This is a genomic window from Wocania ichthyoenteri Th78, assembly GCF_000789235.1.
Taxonomy (GTDB): Bacteria; Bacteroidota; Bacteroidia; order Flavobacteriales; family Flavobacteriaceae; genus Wocania_A; species Wocania_A ichthyoenteri.
In genome coordinates this window covers 979,064-999,047 of sequence record NZ_KN525716.1, presented here as the reverse complement: position 1 = coordinate 999,047, position 19,984 = coordinate 979,064, and the positions used below count along the sequence as shown (strand labels likewise).

The 19,984-nt window shown below is 31.7% G+C and carries 14 protein-coding genes and 1 pseudogene; 2 read left to right on the top strand and 13 right to left on the bottom strand.

Going from position 1 to position 19,984, the window contains the following annotated elements; all coding sequences use genetic code 11:
- The first annotated feature begins 345 nt into the window (after window positions 1–345).
- Window positions 346–1,314 (top strand): IS110 family RNA-guided transposase, encoded by a 969-nt coding sequence (locus tag RG22_RS04275; RefSeq protein ID WP_052143827.1) that lies wholly within the window; start codon window positions 346–348, stop codon window positions 1,312–1,314.
- Between the two features lie 140 nt (window positions 1,315–1,454).
- On the opposite strand, the pseudogene RG22_RS04270 reads toward RG22_RS04275, so the two are convergent.
- From RG22_RS04270 to RG22_RS04205, 13 genes and pseudogenes are all read right to left on the bottom strand, one after another.
- A pseudogene (locus tag RG22_RS04270) lies at window positions 1,455–2,126 on the bottom strand (MvaI/BcnI family restriction endonuclease); the annotation flags it as partial.
- Window positions 2,127–2,218: 92 nt separating this feature from the next.
- The gene (locus RG22_RS04265; protein ID WP_034041125.1) at window positions 2,219–2,989 is read right to left on the bottom strand and encodes an HNH endonuclease; all 771 of its coding nucleotides are present in this window, start codon (window positions 2,987–2,989) and stop codon (window positions 2,219–2,221) included.
- A gap of 193 nt (window positions 2,990–3,182) precedes the next feature.
- Window positions 3,183–4,307: a DNA (cytosine-5-)-methyltransferase gene (gene dcm, locus RG22_RS04255; RefSeq protein WP_081997671.1), complete on the bottom strand. Its 1,125-nt coding sequence runs from the start codon at window positions 4,305–4,307 to the stop codon at window positions 3,183–3,185.
- Window positions 4,308–4,512: 205 nt separating this feature from the next.
- A complete protein-coding gene (locus RG22_RS04250; protein ID WP_052143586.1) occupies window positions 4,513–5,364 on the bottom strand; it encodes an IS3 family transposase in 852 nt (283 codons plus the stop codon).
- On the bottom strand, window positions 5,364–5,735 hold the full coding sequence (locus tag RG22_RS04245) for a transposase (RefSeq protein WP_034040247.1): 372 nt from the start codon (window positions 5,733–5,735) through the stop codon (window positions 5,364–5,366). The genes RG22_RS04250 and RG22_RS04245 overlap by 1 nt, the downstream gene beginning before the upstream one ends.
- A 178-nt stretch (window positions 5,736–5,913) precedes the next feature.
- Window positions 5,914–6,417, bottom strand: a complete 504-nt coding sequence (locus RG22_RS04240; RefSeq protein WP_052143636.1) for a DUF4411 family protein — start codon at window positions 6,415–6,417, stop codon at window positions 5,914–5,916.
- Window positions 6,414–7,553 carry an ImmA/IrrE family metallo-endopeptidase gene (locus RG22_RS04235; RefSeq protein ID WP_034041119.1) on the bottom strand — a complete coding sequence of 380 codons (1,140 nt, stop codon included), beginning with the start codon at window positions 7,551–7,553 and terminating at the stop codon, window positions 6,414–6,416. The genes RG22_RS04240 and RG22_RS04235 overlap by 4 nt, the downstream gene beginning before the upstream one ends.
- Before the next feature lie 207 nt (window positions 7,554–7,760).
- Window positions 7,761–8,735, bottom strand: a complete 975-nt coding sequence (locus RG22_RS04230; protein ID WP_034041117.1) for a leucine-rich repeat domain-containing protein — start codon at window positions 8,733–8,735, stop codon at window positions 7,761–7,763.
- Window positions 8,736–8,957: 222 nt separating this feature from the next.
- Window positions 8,958–12,515, bottom strand: coding sequence for a DEAD/DEAH box helicase (locus tag RG22_RS04225; protein ID WP_034041116.1), 3,558 nt, complete (start codon window positions 12,513–12,515; stop codon window positions 8,958–8,960).
- Between the two features lie 372 nt (window positions 12,516–12,887).
- Window positions 12,888–13,685: a M23 family metallopeptidase gene (locus tag RG22_RS17235; RefSeq protein WP_052143635.1), complete on the bottom strand. Its 798-nt coding sequence runs from the start codon at window positions 13,683–13,685 to the stop codon at window positions 12,888–12,890.
- Between the two features lie 12 nt (window positions 13,686–13,697).
- On the bottom strand, window positions 13,698–17,054 hold the full coding sequence (gene secA, locus RG22_RS04215; protein ID WP_034041114.1) for a preprotein translocase subunit SecA: 3,357 nt from the start codon (window positions 17,052–17,054) through the stop codon (window positions 13,698–13,700).
- A 152-nt stretch (window positions 17,055–17,206) separates the two neighbouring features.
- Window positions 17,207–17,428, bottom strand: a complete 222-nt coding sequence (locus RG22_RS04210; protein WP_019387375.1) for a DUF2795 domain-containing protein — start codon at window positions 17,426–17,428, stop codon at window positions 17,207–17,209.
- Window positions 17,429–17,912: 484 nt separating this feature from the next.
- On the bottom strand, window positions 17,913–18,485 hold the full coding sequence (locus RG22_RS04205) for a cob(I)yrinic acid a,c-diamide adenosyltransferase (RefSeq protein WP_034041112.1): 573 nt from the start codon (window positions 18,483–18,485) through the stop codon (window positions 17,913–17,915).
- Between the two features lie 420 nt (window positions 18,486–18,905).
- On the opposite strand from RG22_RS04205, the gene RG22_RS04200 reads away from it, so the two are divergent.
- Window positions 18,906–19,784 (top strand): IS982 family transposase, encoded by an 879-nt coding sequence (locus tag RG22_RS04200; RefSeq protein WP_034040883.1) that lies wholly within the window; start codon window positions 18,906–18,908, stop codon window positions 19,782–19,784.
- The last annotated feature ends 200 nt before the right edge of the window (window positions 19,785–19,984 follow it).

Genomic DNA, 19,984 nt, shown 5'->3' with positions numbered 1-19,984 from the left:
TTTTAATTGGGTACAACGTGTTTGTGTATAATTTCGTTACGTGTTTCAGCAACTAAATTAATAAACAAAAACGAACCAGAGGAAATCCCGAAGGAATTTCCAAGTAGGCTAGAACTAGCAATTAATTATACACGTCTTAAGTTTACAATCTCTAATTTTAGATAATAAAATAGAAAGAACAAAAGAGAGAAATAAGGTTAGTATACACGGTGAAGCAAAGACTTCGACAACATTGATAACCCTCTCTCTTTTCCTACTAAGATTTCGTTCAGTTCTGTGAGTATTAAAACTCGATTTCAAGTTGTTGAAACGTCAGTAGCTCGTTCTTTCCAAAATACAGTTCTTATGAATAAATATAGCGAAATTTACGGAATTGACATTAGTAAAAATGTCTTTGATGTTTATGGTTCCAAGACAGGACATAATCAGTTTAAAAATGATGAGCAAGGTTTTAAAAGCTTTTTGAAGAGCTTACCACAAGGGGCTTTATTAGTTATGGAAGCTACAGGCTATTATCATTATCGTTTAGCACAGTTTTTATACCATGAAGGTGTTTTTGTACCTGTAGTAAATCCGTTATCCGTAAAGCGATTTATACAGATGAAATTAGCCAAAGTTAAGACAGACAAAAGTGATGCAAAAGCTATCTGCGAATATGGGCAAATGAATGATGTTCCATTGTATAATGCCTTGACAGATATTCAGAGTGAGTGTTTACAACTCTTTAGGTTATTGGATAGTTACCTAAAACATAGAACAGCCACCAAGAACAAGCTAAAAGGAGAAGAAGTATTGGGTGTGCCCTCCAAGTTTGTTTATAGGTCTTTAAAGCGGAATTTAAAGCATTTAAACAAGGAAGTAGAAGTTTTGGAGGCACGGTTACTAGAATTGGTAAAACAAGACCAGCAATATCAATTAACGTTATTAAAAAGTATCCCAGGTATGGGCGTAAAGACCGCTTTATTTTTAATAGTAGTAACCGATGGATTCTATAAGTTTGAAACGGCATCACAGTTATGTAGTTATGTTGGTATTACACCTACTATACGAGAATCAGGTAGTAGCGTAAAAGGGCGGAGCAGGATTAGTAAAGTAGGGAATAAGAAATTAAGAAATCTACTGTTTTTATGTGCTTTTTCAGCCTGTAAACACAACAAGGCTTGCAGAGAGTTATGCGAAAGGATAGTAACTAAAGGAAAGAGTAAAAAGTTAGCATTAATAGCAGTGGCAAATAAGCTATTAAAACAAGCTTTTGCTATTGCAAAATCAGGAAGACCTTATGATGAAAACTTTGTTTCAAAATTAGCTCAATAATGCTTGTTTTTTAACTCAGTTCTTAGTTACCTGCTGGCTTTTTTCCGCAAACTTGCTAGCGTTGGCGAAGACATACTCTTTTACAGTTTTGGCGAAGCTTGGATGGTGCTACTGTAAATGTGTATGGCTTTCAGCGTTGGCTATTCCGCAATGTCTATTACTTCATTCTGTTTATATAAATTCGGTAAAAATCCAGACTTTGTTCTGAACTGACTTCTTTTCTTAGGTTTTGGCTTGGTAGATACATTCTCCAATTTAATACCTGGGTCATAATAAATATTTCCAATAGCCATTTGGGATAGAAATAATTGAAAATCAGTTCCAGTCCCTAATATTATTTCATTACCATATTTATACTTTCTTTTGGGCTTAATTTCTGACAATGATGGAACATAACAAGCTTGATTATGTTTTCTGTTCCAATGTTTTAGCATTGAAGAAAAACTCCAAGATGCTGCTTCATTTTCATTCTCGTCTAATAGTGCAATTCTGCCATTCGCGTTACGTATTTTTCCACTTTCAACGTCAAATCCGATTAATTGCATCGTTAAATTTGTAAGATGATGTTTTTCCCCAACTTTGTGTACTCCTCCAAAATTTAATCTATCGGGAATACCATTTTTATCTTTGTAGCCGTAATTCCTAACAAAATATTCAATCCCTTCTGTTTTATATATTCCATCAGTTGGCTCAGGTGTCATTAAAGTTATAACTTTAGATTTGGTACGATTAAAATTAGTAACTCCAAACTGCTTCACTTCCCAACCCATAAAATCAGGTTCGGAATAGCCATTTGGCGTAACTCCTAATTCTGCTTCTAATTTTTTGGGCGTTACCCTAAAGGGTCAGGCTATACGTTACAAGTCCTCGCTCGTGCCTCGCTGTGGGCTTTCCACTTCTATCCTTAACGCTGAAATCTGCTATCATTATGATATTTCAAAAATTCAACATCAGGTAAAAATTTTGAAGGTAAAAAGATGTCTTTATTCTCGTATTGGAAGAAATATTTTTCAAGAGAATCAGTTTTCTTCTGTTTAAGCAAAACATTAGAAACTTTAATTTTGTAATCGGGTGTAATAGTAATTAATCCAGTTTCAAAAGCTTTATCGTGTAAAGCATTAATGGCAATACCGTTTCTAGGATTTAATCTGTTTTGCTCGTCAAAACTCCAAGGTTTAATATGTCCAGCAATTAAAAGTTCACTTTGATTTATACCTGTTATACAGCAGGTACTATTGTATGATGCTAGAATAGAACTTCTAAAAAAGGATTGATTCACTCTAACTTTAACTACTTGTTCTCTTGTTTTACCTTTAGGTAGGTTTTCAATGTCAATATTATTAAGTTCTTCTATTGATTTGTTCTCAAATTTTGATAATAATTTCTCGCTTTCAAATGGTAGTTCTTCCCAGTTATTGTAAAATTCATCCCAAATAGCTTTGTCCAACTTACTTGAATTTGAAGCACCTTTAATTCCTCTTGCCTGTAAACTTGGGTCAAGACTAGCAAAATTAACTAATTTGTATGCTATTGAACTTGGTGTTCTTCCTATTAACTGTGCTAAATGAATAACTTGAGGATTAGACCTATGTAATCGACCGAAAGGTAATTTACAATAAAGATTTATCGCTAAAATTGATTCTTCTCTCGTCCAAAGTTTTTGTCCTTTTTTCATAATAGTGAAGCATTATCAAAATCTTCATCATATTGCATTACAAATTCATAATTGCAATCATTATCAGGGCATAAGTGAACCTCTGTTTTATCATTTGTATGAGAAAGGTTTAAAACAACTTTTGACCTTGCGCTACATTTTGGACAAGTAGTTGGTTGGTCAGAGTAAATATAAACTTCAGAATAATCTACCATTATGCTACTTGCTTTAATGCGATAGGGATAGAAGTGGAAATCCTTTTTTGAGGCACGAAAAAAAGATTGAAACGGATAGCCCGACCCTTTAGGGTATCGCCCAAATCAAAAATTAAAACCTCGGAACCATCTTTATAATATCTCGCGCTAATAGTTATTGAAATACCATTTAAATCAGTCAATCCAAAACCAAACCCATTTCCTTTGGCTTTGTGTTTTCTTGCATGTTCTTGAAGATAATTCCAAAGTTTATCAGACAAAGTATATTTGTTATCCACTTTTGGCTCAAGTATATCTTTAAAAACAAAATTAGATTCTTGTGGGTTGGGAATTTCAAAAGTCTCTTTACTTTTGAAAACGGTCTTTTTAAAACCAACTATAATGATTCGTTCACGATTTTGAGGAACATAATGTTTCCCATTTAGAATTTTATAGTGAACATTATATCCTAACTTTTCTAAAGTGCTAATTATGATTTTAAATGTTTTCTTTTTATCGTGAGAAACTAGATTTTTCACATTTTCAAGCATAAAAGCCTTTGGCTTTTTATGTTTGATTATTCTTGCAATGTCAAAAAATAAAGTTCCTTGGGTTTCATCCAAAAATCCGTGTGCTTTCCCTAAAGAATTTTTCTTTGAAACTCCTGCGATTGAAAAAGGTTGACAAGGAAAACCACCTAATAAAATATCGTGGTCTGGAATATTTCTTTCTGAAATTTGAGTAATGTCTCCAAATGGTACTTCTCCAAAATTCGCTTCGTAGGTCTTTTTTGCGTATGTATCCCATTCGCTAGTAAAAACACATTTTCCGCCATTATTTTGATATGCTAGTCTTATTCCTCCAATTCCTGCAAAAAGATCGATAAACTTAAATGTTGGTTTTTCAGTTGGTGGAAATGGAATATCCCATTTTATAGGTAAATAATATTGAAAGTCTGGTTCTTGAAGAATATTCAATTCTTCGTGAAGTTCAGTCAAATATTCAGTTGCAGATGTTCTGAAATATTGAGAAACACCATTTTTGTGATTCTGAAAATAGTGTGTTAAATGTGCTAAATCATTAGTAGTTTTCTTGTCTACAACGATTTGAAGTTTCTCTTTTATGTCCGAATATTTTTTATCCATAATCAATCTGTAAAGTAAAGAAAATTTAGGATAGATTCCATTTTTCCGCACTCCGTTTTTTAACAATCTTATGAACGTACAAGAGCGTTGGGAAAAGGCAAGCTCTTTTTATTTTTTGAGGCACGAAAAAAATGAAATGTGCTTGACTGCGCGTTGGCTTTTCAGCTGTCTTGTCCTGAAATATGGCTACAGGTTAAAATTTAATTTAGGCTGATAATTTGTATACCATATTAGGTGTTTTATAGTCTAAAGATAAATGTAATCTTATTTCATTGTATAAATTAATTGCATTTTTTGCGGTTCTTTTAGCGTGAGTCACGTTATCAAAGGTTTGGTCGAGATAAAATTCGTCTTTTAAGATTCCATTTACACGCTCTGCCATTGCGTTTTCATAGCAATGATTTTCTTCAGTCATACTAATACCTATCTTTTTTCTTTTAAGTATTTGAGTGTATACATTACTACAATACTGTATTCCTCTGTCCGAATGATGAACAAGCTGTTTAATGTTTTTAGCTTGATAAATGGCCTTATTAAGGGCTCTTACACATCCTTTAAGTTCTAAGCTATCACTAAGGTCATAACCAACAATTTTTCTGGAATGCATGTCTGTAATTAAAGCCAGATAACAAAAACCTTTTACTGTTCTGATGTATGTAATATCAGATACCCAAACTTGATTTGATCTAGTGACTTTCATATCCTTTATCATGTTATTATACTTATAAAAACGATGATAAGAATTTGTTGTTCTGGCGCTAGTTTTCTTTCTAAGTGTAAGCATATTGTGTTTTCTAAGAACGTTAAATAGGGTGTCTCTACCGACTTTTAAGTTGGCTTTAGTAAATTCATTATCTAATGATTTTTTGAGTTTACGCACGCCTTCTCTAGGAAGGGATTTACGTTTTTTACTGACTATGTTTATAATCTGTTGTTCTAGTTTTAAACGCCTATCAGCTCTAGATTTGTATTTATAATACGCATCACGTTTAAGACCAAAACAATGAGTTATAGTTTTTAAAGAAGCAAATCCCTTAGATTTCTGTTTAGCTTTGATTAAGGCTTTATGCTTAGCTTTTTTTTTAGCTCAGCAACAGATTTGTAACCTAGATCTTCAGCAGCAACTTCCAGATATGAATCTAATACCAAAGCATCTAGATCCTTTTTATACAGTAGTTTTTTAAGCTGTTCAATCTCTTTTTGCAGTGCTTTAATTCTAGATATTTCGTCTTTAGTTTCCACTTTTACTCTGGTGTTCATTAAGTCTTTACGATTGTACTTTTTAATCCACTCATTGACCGTTGTAGGTGCAATAGAGTAGAGTTTACAAAGTTCGCTCTTTGTGTGCTTACCTTTACTAAGTTCGTCAAGAATTTTCAGTTTAAAAGGTTCTGAATACCGTCTAATTACTTTGTCATTTTTATACATAATGTTTAAAATTATGTAGCCTTTATTCAGGACGGGTCACTACAACGGTCTTGTATATGGTTTGTTGCGTGTTTAAGCACCTAATTTAGCAAATAAAAACCGAATAGAAAATCCGCGAGGATTTTCGTAAGTAGGCTAGAACTAGCAATAAATTATATACGTTGTTGTAGGTAGTGCTTTAGAAACTTTCGTTTAACTCTCTAAACATTTGGATTGTATCAATATGTTTAACATTAAATTGATTACAGACTTCAGGTATTTTTATTCTATTTTTTCTTTCAGGTTGGCTTTTTTCATAAGTAACAATAGTCCAATTATTACTCATAGCAAAAGCAATAAGCCAAGGGTCTGCAAGATCAGTTTCAAGAAACTCCTGAATTGCATTTGGTGTGAAATGATGAGACATTGAATTAGTCCAACTTACAATCGAAATATAATTTTGAAGAACAGTATCAGTATTAATAAAAAAATCGTTTGGTAAATTAGAATCACACCATAATTTAAGTTCATCTTCGTGAGAAGAATTGTCATAAATCTCTTTTTTTACTTTATCAATACTTACTATTGTTCCATTTTGAGATAAGGCATTAACTTTTAACCAAAAACTTTGAACAACATCAAGAGGATAAATTGAACGATGAGCTTGTATGAAGAAGTTTGAATCTACAATGTATTTACTCATACTTGGTATAGATATTCATTAATAAACTTCTCGTATGTATTTCCCTTTAAACTAGTTAGTTTATATGCATCTCTATATAAAAGATTGTTTTCATTTACTGCATTATTTACATAACTAGCAAATCTTAAACTAATTCTCTTTTTAGCAGTTGCATAAAAATTCCCACCAGAACTTTGGTTCTCCTTTTTGTTTTTAAATTCGGCTATATAATTGTTGTAAAACTCAAAAAAAGAAGGTTTAGATATTAAATCTAAATCTAATGCTCTTCTCGCAATTACAATTGGACTAACTTTAAAAACTCTACTTAAATATTTTATATTTTGACTGTTATTCCATTTTTCTCTAAAGAATATTTCAGGTACTAAAAATTCAGCAGCAACTTTATCACATAACAGTTCCGTTGGGTCATCAGCGGGAAGCATTTGTTTATTATCAAAACCAGCACTTTCTCCTAGCCAAATATGAGCAATTTCGTGTATTAAGGTAAACATTTGAGCAGCTTTTGCATCTGCGGAATTTATAAATAGAAAAGGTGCTTTGTTATTTACTAGAACAAAGCCTCTACATTCTTCAACTAAAATTTTTCTTCTAGTATTATTTCCAACAATTCCATTAAAATTGATGATTATTCCGATTTCCTCAATTTGTAATGTCAGATAATCTAAAGCTTGTTCCCAAGTACCAAGTTTACTGGCCCAATTAACAGGTAATTTTAAAGTATTCCTAATATCATTTGCAATCTCTTTATAATCAGAGTTGTCGTTATATTTTCCAACAAAATCTAAATCAGGATATTCACTTTCTTGTAAGTAGTTTGTTAACCAATTTTGTCTGTCTTTTATAATTTGGATAGTATGATAAACATTTAAAGAAACTTTATCTCTAGGTGCTGCTCCAGTTCTGAAAAATGGTATAGGTATTTCTTCTTTTGGTGGCTCATTCATAAACATATATCCAAAAGGAACGTGAACTTTATGAGTGAAGTTTTCTAATTGTTTTATAGTAGGTTTTTTATTCCCTTCTATCCAATCTAAAACATCAGGATTATCCGCATAAAATTCTTCTAGACTATTACCTGCTCGAGTAATTGCCCAGTTTATAATATCAGAATTTATATTTTCAATCCTTGTTGCCATTAGGCAAATATAATTTAATATTTATTACTAACTATTTTTATCTTTAGTCGGTTGTTTCCCGCATTACCTACAACGGTTTTGTGTATGATTAGTGGCGTGTTTCAGCACCTAATTTAGCAAATAAAAACCTAATAGAAAATCCGCGAGGATTTTCGTAAGTAGGCGAGAAATAGCCATTAATTATACACGGTGTTGCCACCAGTTTTTTTATTCATATTGGACTTTTACTCCTTTTTGTACAAATTTTTCAATTGTTCTTTTCATTTCCAAATCGTTAAAATCAATTTCTCTTATTAGTAAATAATTCAGTTTCGGCAAAGTCAATAACGTATCAGGAATTGAAGTCAAATCATTTCCATTTACTGCAAGGCTTTCTAAACTTTTAATTCCGCCAATCCATTCAGGAATTGTTTTAATTTCATTATATCCAATTGTCAGTCTTTTAAGTTTCGGAAACTCTAAAATACTTTTAGGAAAAACTTTCAGTTTATTAGAATGCACATTTAAATACTCAAGATTTCTCAACTCTAAAAGCCCGTTAGGAAGTTTAGTCAAATTTTGATAATTTATTAAAACCTCTTTTTGGTCAAGATAATTTCCGTTTTCATAACCTGCTTTTAGATTGTTTTTAAAATCTTCGTTTTTGAGTTTTTCACAAATTAAATCTCCAATTGAATCTCTGTATCTATAATCAACTTCTCCCAAGTCGCTTATTGTTCCAAAAACGTAATTAAATTTGTGATTTTTTTCTCCGTAACAATTATATTGCTCAAAGTAGGTGGCTGAAAACTTTTCTCCACTGCCAACTACAGGAAATCTATATCTATGCTTAAATGTTTCCTTTTTTGAAGAAGTTAGTAAAATTCCATTTTCTGGAATAAGTATTTTATTATTTGTAAAGTAATTGCTTTCGAGTTTTGGTTGGTTTTCTATTCCGAAAACTATTATAAAACTCTGATTTTTTCCAACAAAAGGTTCATTTTCATTTGTGAAATAAATTTCACTTCCTACGTCCCAATTTAAATGGTATAAAGTGTGGGACAGAACATAAATAAATATTAAAGTCCATTCAATTATTTGTCGGTATTTGACTTTGAATTTTTTAAGTAAAAAACTTGTTAATACTAAAATTGAATAAATTCCAAACAACCAAAGTATAGCTCCAATTCCCCAAAATCCCATAATTAAGAATATGAAAATTCCGAAAAGGAAAACTATTATACTAAATGAATATATTGGATTTCTGATGTTCATTCAAATTGGTGGCAACGGTCTTGTGTATGATTAGTGGCGTGTTTAAGCACCTAATTTAGCAAATAAAAACTGAATAGAAAATTCGCGAGGATTTTCGTAAGTAGGCGAAAACTAGCCATTAATTATACACGGTGTTGTACCCAGTACTTTTTAGTCCTTAATTAATAATTCAGTCACATCATAGCCAATATTCTTTAACTTTTCAGCCCTTTCAGAGGTAGTTCCATTTTTTCTGATTCTGTAAATCCAATGACCTAATCCACCGAATTTTTTTCCGTTTAGAGGAACTTTCCATGAGTTGAATTCATCATAATAGTTTTTTAATTCATCAAGTCTTTGATTCCATTCATGTTCTTTAACATCCCAAATAATTCCTAAACCATTGAGTAATGCCTCTTTTTCTTCGTTCAAAAACACTATTCTTTTTCCAAGTTTTCTGCCTTTTTTATAATTTCTTTGTTCATTCAACCATTTACCTAATTTCTTATATTCCGGATTTTTATCGACTTGTGAAACGTTTGTATGTCCAAATACATCTTTATATTCACGTAATTTTATTAAAAGGTTTAGCCAATTATCATCATCTGGCATAGTTCCAATATTGTCTGGCTCCCAAACGAAATTAATTTCATCAAGTTTTTTAATTTTATTTTGACTTAATTTTCCTTTATTTTTCTCTACTCTTTGAGCAAGAACCCAATGGTATAATGTAGCATTACCATGGCTTTTAAAGTAATGGGAATGGTTGTTTTTTTCAAAAAATTCTTTTAATTCATTATATCTTCCGTCCCAACTTTTTCGATTATTTTTAATTAGAACTTTTGTAACAATTTCTTTTGGTTCTTCAAAATTCAGTACTTGCTGACCGTTACTATTTTTATCTTTTTTTATTAAACCAATGCTTATTAGTTTATTTACACTATTAATTGATAGTGTGTTGTTTTTTTCTGCGTTAACTTGATATTTTACCCATTTATGCAATTTTTTATACTTTGGTAGGTAACGAGATAAATCTAAATGACCATATTCTTTTTTGAAATTTTTTAAAAGAATATAATTTTCATCCCATGTAATACGGTCTTTATTTATATCATCTTCATTGATTGGCTTTATATCAAATAATTCAAGCTTTTCACGTTTAGATTTTGATAAAGTATCTAATTTTTTGCGGTTATTGTAGAGCCAATGGTACAATGATTCATTTTCGCTCGCTAATCCTTTTAAACTATTATTCTGATTGAAATAATCTTGGATTTCTTTGTAAAAATCAAACCAATTTCTTCTCCGAACTTGCCATTTAAAACCTAAACTTTCAAGTTTTTGGATATCTTCTTTTTTAAGTTTACCTATATACTTTAAATAAACACTTCCATCAGGTCTTTTAACTCCTTTTTTGTAGATGTGACGATATCTGTTTACGAGTTTGCCTAATTTTGGAAAATCATCAGAATGAATTGGAACATCACAATGTTTATGTTTAGATTTGAATTTAATTAATGCATTAGTGAAATATTTGAAATTGTCGCCTCTAGGTTTAAATTTAAAATCTAGTTTTTCAAGCTTCTTGATTTCAACTGTACTTAATTTCCCTGAATTAAAACGCACTCTTTGAGCAACACACCAAGTTCCTAACGCTCTGTTTTCATAACGTGCTGGAACATCTGAATTACTATTTGCATTATGATATTCTTTTAGCTCTCTATATCTTAAATCCCAACTATCATTGGTTTTTTCGATTATTTGGTCAAACAAAGAAGTCTTTAATTTTTCTTTAAAGCCGACTAGTTTTATAATCCGTTCAGTTTCATCATTTGAAAATGAGAATTCTATTTTAGAATTTTTATTTTTCTTGCCCTTTTTAAAAGCAATATCATTTATTTCAGCTTGCAGTCTTTCGTCATGGTCACATAATGAGCGAATAACTTGAATTACATTTTTAAAAACACTTCGGTCAACTGCTTTTTCTATATCATCTTCTAGCTTATGAAAAATTGGTACAACAATATATCCTAAAGTTTTTTTACCCGTTCTATCTTTTCTTAATGCTCTACCAGCTGCTTGTACAATACTGACCTTTGAGTTTTTTGGGTCGCAGAAATATATCAAATCAATTGTTGGAACATCAACACCTTCGGTTAAACAACGTGCATTTGCAACTATACCAATATCTCTTTTTGAAAATTCTTTTAATATTGATTGTCTTACACCAGAACTTTGGTGTCCGCTTACGAATTTTGAAAAAATAGAATCGCCAAAAAGATTTGAATGACGTTCAGAAAAAGATTTTGAACCCTGAACGGTATGATGGAATGATAAAGCATGAAATGCTTTATACTTTTCCATTGCAATTTTCAGAGCATAATTATGGGCATATTCATCAATTGTTTCATCATTAGTAACATAATTTCTTTGGTCCAAAAATTTTTTAACTTCTCTGTCGCTAACTCCGATGCCAATTATTTTGTAATCACAAAGAATATCAGGAATTGCTTCAGCAAAAGACATTCTATGAGCTTCTTTTCCAAAAACTCTTTCGTTACTCATGTCGTATAAGAATTTAATCTTATCTCCTAATAAATTTTTTAATTGTTGAGAAGCAACTCTTGGTGTTGCTGTCATGTAAAGTCTTTTAACTGCACCAATTCTAAAATCTTCATGAATAATGCCGAATACTTTTTGTTTGTTTCCTGATGTCTTGTGTGCTTCATCGCAAATAGCTAGGTCAAATTTAAAGTTGTCGAGCAAATTAGTTGCTTTTTCTACTTCTTGTAATGATTGATATGTACTGAAAATTATTTTAGACTTTACTTTATTGTTCTTTAAGAAGTTTGCAATAGTAGTAGGATTCAAACTAACGTTACCACCAATTTCGGCAAGTGAAAATTCTGTTAGTTGAGCGTCTCTGTCGATGTCTTTTTCAGAGCATACACACAAGTATTTGTATTTAGTTTTTTTGTGTCTAGCCCATTCATTTTTCATTTGCCTTAACAATGCAAGAGATGGAACTAGAACAATCGTGTTTACAGGATTTAACTTTTCCTTTATCCATAATGATGTAAGTGATTTGCCTGCACCACATGGTAAAATTAATTGAGCTCTATTATTATTTTCAAAGTGTTTATCAACTTTACTAATTGCTAATTTTTGATGTGGTAAAGGATTAAATTTCTTGAAGTTATTTGGTGTTAATCCTTTTAAGAGTGATTCAATATCTCTAAATGTTGAATTTTCAATCGAATCTAATTGTTCTAATAGTACTTTTTGATTTATTGATTTATCTGTTTGGTTATCTATTTCTTGAACATTTGAAAAAACGATTAATCTATCACATTTGTTGCCGTAGGCAACTAAATTGGCTAGTTTATCTTTTGACCAATATATTTTTCTTTCTACTAATGTTCTATATTTACTTTGTACTCCAACAATTAATCCATCTTCATTTTCAAGAATTAAGTCAATTCCATATTCAACATCTGAAAAACCAAGATTTGCTTTAAAAGAAAATGGCACTTCATTGAAAAGCCATACATTTTTGTATTCGTCTTTGAAAGTCGGTTCAGTGAGAAAGAAATATTTACAAAAAACCTCAAATAAAGTTCCACCAAGCTTTTTATCTTTTTTAACCCATTCGTCAAATTTCGGTTTGATATCATCCCAAGTTTGGACTCCATCTAAAATTTTAAGTAGTATTTGTTCTTCTTGGGTCAATTGGTTTCTCGTATTGGGTACAACTCGTTATATAATAACATTTATTACCGATATCCCGTAAATAAGTCAGGATATAGTAAGTTTTTTGTTACTGTTATCCCGTAAAGATAATTAATTTTTCCTACGTAATGAAAACAAAAAATCCTCACAGAAGACTATCAAGATTTTAAAACTTCTCGTCATTGCTGTATTGACGGTTTATAATATAACTTAGTTATTAATCTTCAACCAGAACCCATTAGCAATTGTCAATTAAAGGTTCAGCTTGTTTGTGTTTTACATTTTTACAAAGTTAATTGAATAGATTTTTAACTCGTTTATTTTATGCAATAGTGAAGTAGTTTTATTCATGCTAAAATATTTAAAAGGAATTTAATTCTTAACCAAAACACCAGACTTTTTACCAATATCTTTTTTATTTTTAAACTGAATTGGGATAGCCATATCGTAATTCCTAACTACAAAATGCAAATGAGGTTTAGTGGTGTAACCTGTAAAACCAGAAATTCCAATAGGTTGACTAGCTTCAACATAATCGTTTACTTTTACAAGCGTTCCATCTTTATCTAAGTGTACATAATATGCAAAAGTACCATCATCATGCATTATAATTATTTGATTTGCTTTAGATATAAACCTTTTACCGCCATGTTTCTTAAAATGAGATACTGCTTGTACTACATAACCACGTCTTGCTGCAACAACTGTATCGCCAATTGGCATTTTGAAATCTATGGCATAACGTGATTGCGCAGAACTATGAGTAAACTTACCATTAAACCCTTGAATGATTTTATAGCGTTTCTTTTTTTGAAACGGTAATTCATATAAATGGTCTTTAATAGAATCTTCGTTTAATTTTTTTCCAAAAGTATACGATATATCAATATAATTGCTTGTTTTAAATGTGGAATCATTTTCGAAAAGGCGTTTTGGAATATTTATAACATTAACTAAAGAATCTTGCGGATTACAAAATGTCTCCCCTTCTTTTATAAAAAACTTAAAATCTTTTATTTTTTTAATTTTTAAAATGAGAGGGGCATACGTTTTGTTAACAAAATTAAAGGTAGTAGCAGTATCACTCTTTATTTTAGAAAACTTAATATCCTGACTATAACTTTCGATAGTTGAAAGTATAATCAGGAATATGAATACAAAACGTTTCAAAAATTTTAGTATTTAATCCTCAACCAAAACCCATTCCCCTTTGGCAATTAAAGGTTCGGCTTGTTTGTATTTTACGGTTTTGTTTTCACCATTCATAACGTGTTTTATGGTAACACGATCGTTTCGTCCAATTTTTGGTCTATCACGTACAATGGTTTCAACAACCTCTTGTTGGCGTTGTATATTTCCTGCTGCTCTGTTTTGTGCAGAACGTTCGTCTAAATTAGGAATTTCGTCTTTTTGTGTTTTTAGATTTTCCTTTTTACGTGTTTGTCTAGCTTCTTGAATGGTGTCTTGAGTTTCTTGAGGTAATTCTCCTTTAAATAAGAATGAAATTACATCCTTATTAACTTGGTCAATCATCGCTTTAAACAACTCAAAAGCTTCAAATTTATAAATTAATAATGGATCTTTTTGCTCGTGTACCGCTAATTGAACTGATTGTTTTAATTCATCCATTTTACGTAAATGCGTTTTCCAAGCATCATCAATAATGGCAAGTGTAATGTTCTTTTCAAAATCGGTGATTAATTGTTTACCACCAGATTCGTATGCTTTTTCAAGGTCTGTAACCACATTTAAACTTTTTACACCATCTGTAAACGGCACCACGATTCGTTTAAATTTATCACGTTGTGTTTCATATACATTTTTAATAACAGGAAATGCAATGTCTGCATTACGAGCCATTTTTTCTTTGTAATTATCGAAAGCGGTATTATAAATTTTTGAGGTGATTTCTTGTGGTGAAAGTTTTCCAAATTCTGCTTCGGTAATTGGCGAACTCATTGAAAAATAGCGAATTAATTCAAACTCAAAATTCTTATAGTCGTTTGCTCCTTTATTGGTATCGGCTATGCCTTCTGATGTATCAAAAATCATATTCGCTAAATCGACACGCAAGCGTTCTCCAAATAGTGCGTGATGACGACGTTTATAAACCACCTCACGTTGCGCATTCATAACATCATCATATTCTAATAATCGTTTACGAACGCCAAAGTTATTTTCCTCCACTTTTTTTTGAGCACGCTCTATAGATTTTGAAATCATAGAATGCTGAATCACTTCGCCTTCTTTTAATCCCATTTTATCCATCATTTTTGCAATACGCTCACTACCAAACAGACGCATTAAATTATCGTCTAATGACACATAAAACTGAGAGCTTCCTGGATCTCCTTGTCGACCAGCACGACCACGTAATTGTCTGTCTACACGACGAGAATCATGGCGTTCTGTACCAACAATAGCTAAACCACCAGCAGCTTTAACCTCGTCTGATAATTTAATATCTGTTCCACGACCAGCCATATTGGTTGCGATGGTTACTTGACCTGTTTTACCAGCTTGATCTACAATTTCGGCTTCTTTTTTATGCTGTTTTGCATTTAATACATTGTGTGGTATTTTACGGATGCTTAACATTTTACCAAGTAATTCACTAATTTCAACCGATGTTGTTCCTATTAAAACTGGGCGACCAGCTTCAGATAATTGTGTGACATCATCAATAACCGCATTGTATTTTTCGCGTTTAGTTTTATATACTAAATCTTCTTTATCGTCTCTAGCAATAGGTCTGTTTGTTGGAATTTCAACAACATCTAATTTATAGATTTCCCAAAACTCACCAGCTTCTGTAACCGCAGTACCTGTCATACCAGAAAGTTTACGGTACATTCTAAAGTAATTTTGAAGGGTTACTGTAGCAAAGGTTTGTGTAGCATCTTCAATTTTTACATTTTCTTTGGCTTCAATCGCTTGGTGTAATCCATCAGAATATCGACGACCATCCATAATACGACCAGTTTGTTCATCAACAATCATGACTTTATTATCCATCACCACATATTGTGTGTCTTTTTCAAATAAAGCATAGGCTTTTAATAATTGATTTAATGTGTGAATACGTTCCGATTTCACACCAAATTCTTTGAATAATTCTTCTTTAAGATTTGCTTCTTCTTCAGCAGAAAGACCTTGCTCTTCAATTTTAGCAACTTCAATTCCTATTTCTGGTAAGATGAAAAAATCTGGATTATCTTTTCCAGAAATGTATTCAATACCTTTATCTGTTAATTCAATTTGATTGTTTTTTTCTTCAATAACATAGTATAACTCTGCATCAACCTTTGGCATTTCGCGGTTGTTATCCTGCATGTAGAAATTTTCGGTTTTTTGAAGTAATAGCTTAACACCTTCTTCAGATAAAAATTTAATAAGTGCTTTATTTTTAGGTATACCACGATACACACGCAATAATTGAAAACCACCTTCTTTAGTATCACCAGCTTTGATTAATTTTTTTGCTTCAGCTAAAACACCTGTTAAATATTTACGTTGCACCGAAACAATATCATCAACTTTAGGTTTTAGTTCGTTAAATTCATGACGTTCGCCTTGTGGAATGGGGCCAGAAATAATTAATGGTGTACGCGCATCATCAACTAAAACCGAATCCACCTCATCTACAATCGCATAATGGTGCGGGCGTTGCACCAAATCATCTGGCGAATGTGCCATATTATCACGCAAGTAATCAAAACCAAATTCGTTGTTAGTTCCGTAGGTAATATCAGCATTATAAGCTTTTATACGCGCTTCAGAGTTTGGTTGATGGTAGTCAATACAATCTACACTCAAACCGTGGAATTCAAAAATAGGAGCCATCCACGCACTGTCTCGTTTTGCTAAATAATCGTTTACTGTTACTAAGTGAACACCACGACCAGTAAGTGCATTTAAATACACAGGTAATGTAGCAACTAAGGTTTTACCTTCTCCCGTTTGCATTTCGGCAATTTTACCTTGATGCATCGCTACACCCCCAATAAGTTGTACATCGTAATGCACCATATCCCAAGTAATGGGTTTTCCTGCGGCATCCCAAGAGTTTGACCAAGTGGCATTATCGCCATCAAGTGTTATATACGTTTTATCTCCAGATAGACTTCTATCAAATTCGTTAGCAGTTACTGTAATATTAGTGTTGTTTACAAAACGCTTTGCTGTTTCTTTTACCACAGCAAAGGCTTCAGGTAAAATATCGTTTAATGTTTTTTCAACAGCTTCGTACGATTCGTCTTCAATTTTATCGACTTCTTGATAAATATCTTCCCGTCTATCAATATCTTCAGTAGCTTCAGCTTCTTTTAAAAGTGTTTCTTTTCTTTCATTAAAAGGCTTGCGTGTTTCGGCAATAATAGCTTTAAATTCGACCGTTTTATCTCTTAATTCGTCATGCGATAAGGCTTCTAAAGCGGCTTCAAAGGTTTTAACTTTATCTACTAAAGGCATTAAAGCTTTTACATCTTGTTTCGATTTGTCTCCAACAAATACTTTCAATACAGAATTTAAAAAACTCATGTGTGTATATTTTATGTTTATCTAGGATGTCCTAGTTGTTTTTATTTAGTTTTTAAGCTTTAAACAAAAGCCATTCAAAGATACATTTTGTTTAAAGATTAGGACAAAAAAAAAGTCTCAAATCGAGACTTTTTAATTATTCTTTATGCTTATTAATATTCATCCTCGTTCCAGAGGTAATCTTCATCTGTTGGATAATCAGACCAAATTTCTTCAATCGAATCATACGAATCGCCTTCGTCTTCAATCGACTGTAAATTTTCTACAACTTCTAACGGTGCGCCAGTTCTAATAGCGTAATCTATTAATTCGTCTTTGGTTGCTGGCCAAGGTGCATCACTTAAATACGATGCTAATTCTAAAGTCCAATACATTTTTTATTGCGTTTAATTTTTTTGCAAAAATAAATTTTTAGTTTAAACAGACAAGAAAAAAATGAATTATTTAATCATTAATTATAAGAACGTATCTTTTTGTACTCTAAACCCTTGCAAATTTATCGTTGCTGAGTTAATAATAATGTAGCAAAATAATGAGTTTTATCACTTCGAGTTATTCCAATATTTTTTGGAATAGCACTTCGACAAGCTCAGTAAAGCTATCGAGAAGTGGGCGTTACCCCTAAAAAGGGGTCGGGCTTTCCGCTATATCTTTTTAAAACGTTATTGCGAGGACGAAGGACGTGGCAATCTGCCAAATTCAAGTACACAAGCAATTTTTTATTTTATTCAAGTTTTAAAAGGATGCCGCTGCAATCCCTAACGCGGACTAGTTTACAGTCATCAGTATCCAGTATACAGTCGAATCTTAATTTACTAAACTATTGTACTTCTAACTTCTGTCTACAAGTTCCGTGCTTCACTTTTTCTCAGGAATCCACTTAATTTCATTTGCTTGTAAGTCAGAAGACAACTTTCGTGCCAACACAAAAAGATAGTCAGAAAGACGGTTTAAGTACGTTAAAGCATTCGCTTCAAAAGGTTCTAAATCGTTAAGTGCAGATGCTAAACGTTCGGCTCTACGACAAACACAACGTGCTATGTGACAGAATGACACTGTTTGATGCCCGCCAGGTAACACAAAATGCGTCATTGGTGGTAGTGCTTCGTTCATCGTGTCCATTTCCTGCTCTAAACGTTCAATGTTTTCAGCAGAAATCTTTTCAATATTTAAGCGTTCTTTCCCATTTTTTAAAAGGGCTTTTTCAGGATCGGTAGCTAAAATAGCGCCAACCGTAAACAATCTATCTTGAATATGCATCAACACCTCTTTATAATGCTGATTAATATCTTGATCGCGAATTAAACCTAAATGCGAGTTTAATTCATCAACCGTTCCGTAGCTTTCAATACGGATATGATGTTTTGGAACTCGTGTGCCTCCATATAATGCTGTGGTGCCTTTATCGCCCGTTTTGGTGTAGATTTTCATGCTACGCAAGTTAAAAGTTAAAAGTTAAAAGTTAAAAGTTTTTTGCCACTTATTCACGAATGATAATTTTTTGGTAAAATGCCTTGGCGTATTGAAAACTCAATAATTATCAAATCTAAATTTTTAATCAATTTTATTTGTTTGTCAGACCAATCATTCTTTTTAGCTAGCTCATAGAAAAGAAAATTGTGAGTCTGTATTGAGGTAGTTGGAAATAATTCATCAATCTTATTGTTTTTTATTTTTGCTAAAGTTTCTTGAACTTCTAATTTAAAATGATTTATGTTTTTGTAGTCTGTATAAATGAAGTTTGATTTTTCGTCAAAACTATTATAACCCGTTGTGCATTATGATTTAAAAGAAAAAAGTTGTCCATCTTACTGATAATCAGTAACTTGTTTTAGCGATAAAACATTAATTATGAACAACTTAAATGCAAATTACGAAAGAATATTGGAAGTATTAAGAAAAATATCAAAAGAGCAGCTTTTAGCTTATCAAAGACGACAACCCAAACTGAGTGATTTGGAGTTGGTAAGCCTAAGCCTTACATCAGAATATATGGGTATAGATAGTGAGAGTAACCTATTTAGACAACTTCCTGATGTCATTTCATCAAAAATTAACCGCAGTGTTTATAATCGTAGAAGAAGAAAGTTAGCAAATCATATTGATGCAATACGTTTAAAATTGGCTACTCATTTTAATGAATTTGAAGACTATTTCATTGTAGATAGTATGCCTTTAGAGGTTTGTAAGCTATCAAGAAGTTCTCGTTCAAGAATATGTAAAGAAGCTACTTATGTCTTTCCAGACAAAGGTTATTGTGCTTCTCAAAGTGCTAATTATTATGGGTATAAATTACATGCTATTTGTTCTGTTAGCGGTATTTTTCAGAGTATAGATTTGAGTCCGGCATCTGTTCATGATGTGAATTATCTTAAAGATATTAAAGCACAAATTAGCAATTGCACTTTAATTGGTGATAGAGGTTATTTATCCGCAGAAATTCAACTTAACTTGTTTGATACTTGTAACATAAAGCTAAATACACCGATGAGAAATAATCAAAACAATTACAAAAAACAACCGTACATTTTTAGAAAATCGAGAAAGAGGATAGAAACTTTATTTTCTCAACTGTGTGACCAATTCATGATAAGACGCAACTACGCTAAGTCTTTTGAAGGCTTTAAGACCAGAATAATATCTAAAATAACTTCGCTAACTGTAATTCAATACATTAACAAATTTGTCTTTGATAGAAAAATAAACAATATAAAAATCAGCATTATTTAAAATGCACAACGGGTTATTTGATATTTTATTTAATAGTATTATTGCTTCATTTTTTAATTGTGAATTGGTCAATCCTTCATAAAAATTAGCTTCAAATTTCTTTTTTTCCTTTTTAAATTTAAAGATGCCAGCAATAATAAGAACTGGAATGATGAACCAAAATATATGCATATTTTTAAATTTAAATTAATCTAATCGGC

Coding starts and splice junctions, on each gene's coding strand:
- secA (WP_034041114.1), bottom strand. CDS start 17,054: ATGAGTTTTTTAAATTCTGTATTGAAAGTATTTGTTGGAGACAAATCG.
- RG22_RS04235 (WP_034041119.1), bottom strand. CDS start 7,553: ATGGCAACAAGGATTGAAAATATAAATTCTGATATTATAAACTGGGCA.
- RG22_RS04245 (WP_034040247.1), bottom strand. CDS start 5,735: ATGTATAAAAATGACAAAGTAATTAGACGGTATTCAGAACCTTTTAAA.
- RG22_RS04275 (WP_052143827.1), top strand. CDS start 346: ATGAATAAATATAGCGAAATTTACGGAATTGACATTAGTAAAAATGTC.
- dcm (WP_081997671.1), bottom strand. CDS start 4,307: ATGGATAAAAAATATTCGGACATAAAAGAGAAACTTCAAATCGTTGTA.
- RG22_RS04205 (WP_034041112.1), bottom strand. CDS start 18,485: ATGAAAATCTACACCAAAACGGGCGATAAAGGCACCACAGCATTATAT.
- RG22_RS04210 (WP_019387375.1), bottom strand. CDS start 17,428: ATGTATTGGACTTTAGAATTAGCATCGTATTTAAGTGATGCACCTTGG.
- RG22_RS04200 (WP_034040883.1), top strand. CDS start 18,906: ATGAACAACTTAAATGCAAATTACGAAAGAATATTGGAAGTATTAAGA.
- RG22_RS04230 (WP_034041117.1), bottom strand. CDS start 8,735: ATGGGATTTTGGGGAATTGGAGCTATACTTTGGTTGTTTGGAATTTAT.
- RG22_RS04265 (WP_034041125.1), bottom strand. CDS start 2,989: ATGAAAAAAGGACAAAAACTTTGGACGAGAGAAGAATCAATTTTAGCG.
- RG22_RS04240 (WP_052143636.1), bottom strand. CDS start 6,417: ATGAGTAAATACATTGTAGATTCAAACTTCTTCATACAAGCTCATCGT.